The sequence below is a fragment of the Streptomyces sp. STR69 genome, from assembly GCF_024519455.1.
In the GTDB taxonomy this organism is placed as follows: Bacteria; Actinomycetota; Actinomycetes; order Streptomycetales; family Streptomycetaceae; genus Streptomyces.
Genome location: NZ_JALJRY010000077.1, coordinates 1 through 2463 on the forward strand (window position 1 = coordinate 1; position 2463 = coordinate 2463).

2 protein-coding genes are annotated in these 2463 nt (G+C 68.0%); both read right to left on the bottom strand.

Annotated features, from left to right (window positions below; all coding sequences use genetic code 11):
• Nucleotides 1-276 precede the first annotated feature (276 nt).
• Entirely contained in the window at nucleotides 277-1938 is a 1662-nt protein-coding gene (locus OC490_RS48990) for a hypothetical protein (protein WP_262064543.1), read from the bottom strand.
• Between the two features lie 184 nt (nucleotides 1939-2122).
• A partial coding sequence (locus tag OC490_RS48995; RefSeq protein WP_262064544.1) for a LamG domain-containing protein occupies nucleotides 2123-2463 on the bottom strand: 341 nt, incomplete at its 5' end.

Genomic DNA, 2463 nt, shown 5'->3' on the forward strand with positions numbered 1-2463 from the left:
ACGAGACCGTGAGTGATCATGTCGTTTGGTGCCGTGCCGTGCTGCCAAGTGACGTTCAGGCCGATCAGAGCACGTACGGCCGGTTGTCCTGTGCCGCCTCGTTCGACCTCGTCCAAAGGCGTCCGGCCACCGAGCGGCCACCGTGAGCGCCACGGCCGCGAGCGCTGGCGCCTCTACGTGCCCGCTGCACCGATTGTGACAGCCCTACAAACCTTGGAGGATGCGCGCCTTGGCGCTCGACCCACCAAACGTGCAGGCAGAGGTACCAGCGGGAGTTCACCGGACGTCGACGTAGTCGGTGACCTGGGCGCTTCTGAGGTAGTGGTCTCCAGTCTGGCGGCTGAGGGCGATGGCCCAGGTGCCGTCCTGTTTGGCGGTCTCCATGCCGATGAGGTGGCCGTGCCTGTCGGTGCCCAGTTCGGTGACGTAGCGGTAGGTGGTGGAGCCGCGGGGCTTGAAGTAGAGGGTGGGGGAACCGCCGTAGAGCGGCTTCCAAGTGGTGCCGTTCTTGTACTGGAGGGTGCCGGCGAAACTGAACGCCTGGTTCTTGCGGACCGGGTTCGTCGAGGCGTGGAAGCCGGTGATGCGGGTGGCGTAGCGGTAGAGGTGGACGGGTTTGGTGGTGTTGGTCGCCAGGTCGGGGTTGCCGTCGAAGCGGGCGCGCCAGTAGGCGTTGGTGTTCGTCGTGGTGAGGGTGCGGGCGAAGTCCTCCTCGAACAGGGGCTTGTTGTAGCGGAGCTTGATGGGGACGGTGGCGGCGTTCTTCCAGCCGCTTTTGCCGTCCTTGGAGTACTGCAGGGTGATGGTGGGCCTGGCGGGCCAGTGGGCGCGTGCGTCTTCGTAGTAGACGTAGCCGGAGACCTTGAGGGACGAGGTGTCGGTGAGGTCCGCGCTCATGTCGAGGTGGGTGGCGTAGGCGACATGGAGGCTGAAGGGTTCGGTGGCGACCTGTTGGAAGGGCATGTAGGAGGTGCCGGCCACGAGTTGGGCTGTCGGTGCGGCGTTGTAGGAGGAGACGTGCAGTGTGTAGGTGCCCTGGCTGTCGGTGGTGGTCTGACCGGCGACGACGTTCGAGTCGGTGCCGAAGAGCCCGATGCTGGTGTGCGGCAGCGGCTGCCAGCCTGAGGTGGTCTGGATCTCGGCGCGGCCGGTGACCGTGCCGGTGGCGCCCTGCTTCAGGTTCAGGGCGTGCGTGCTGGCGGTGAAGCGGACGGGTGCCTGGGTGGTGTGCAGGGACTTCTTGGGGCTCAACAGGTCGATCGCGCCCGGGTAGTTGACGGAGGCCCCCGGTGCGGCCGTCAGGTCGATGGACGTCTGGACGGGGACGAAGGTGGCGGTGAAGCGGCCGTCGTCCGTGGTGGTCGCGTTCACCCGCCCCCGCCCGGTCTCGATGTCGACGGGTACGCCGGCGGCGGGGGTGGGGGTGTCCGGGTGGCGGGGATCCGTGGCCAGGGCGCTGCCGCTGACGGTGACCTGCTGGTGGAGGTAGTCCGGCACGGCGGGGGTGGCGGTCAGCTCGGGGATCCTGACCAGGGTCTGGTACCGCAGGGTGTGCGGGGAGAGGGCGCCGGTGACGGTGGCGCCGGAGGCGTCCTCAAGGTCGACGGTCACCCGGTAGTCGCCGAGATCGGCCAGGTGCACCGGTGCCCGCCAGACCCCTGACGTCGCGTCCTGTCCGGTGTACTGGGTGAAGTCCTCGGTCGATCCGGCCTCCGGTCCCCCTGCCGGTGCGTCCAGCGGATAGAAGTGCGCCGTGATGTGCGTGAGCGGGCTGGCGGAATGCGCCGTCACGAAGATCAGCCCCGGTTCGTACCAGCCGTCCGCGTCGGACAGGACGGGGCCGGTGGTGTTGTCCGCGTGGGCCGGGGCGAGGCCCGCGAAGAGGGTGGCGGCCAGGGCGGTTGCCGTGGCTGCCGCCAGGAAGGTGCTGCGTCTCAAGATGGTTCCCCCAGAGAATCGGACGACTTCGAGCATGAGCATGAGGATCGAGAACTTTAGTGACCTGCTCTGACGGGGCGGCGCTTGGGGGCGCCGCAGGGGCGGTTGGTCAACCCGACGGAGCGTCAACGCGGGGCGCTCGCCCAGGAACTGCTTGGGAGAGCGCCTGAACGCCCTTTGTGGGTCAGCCGAGTTGGCTGACAACAGCGTTGTCGCCCTTCGCGGCGGCGTCGGCGGGCGGCAGGGCCGTGTCGTAGATGTGGATGTCACTGACCTTGCCGACGGCGTACTCGCCGTAGGTGCCCTGGTAGAGGCGGCGGCCGATCTGGACGGGACCGGCGGCGTTCCAGGAGGTGCCGCTGTAGGTCTTGGTACCGGACTGACGGCCGTTGACGTAGAGGGTGAGTTGGCTGGTGGAGGCGTCGTAGACGCCGACCAGGCGGGTCCATTGGCCGATGGGTGCTGGAGATGACGAACGGCTCAGGCCACTATCTGCCCGGCAGTTGTGCCCCCGCGTACAACGAG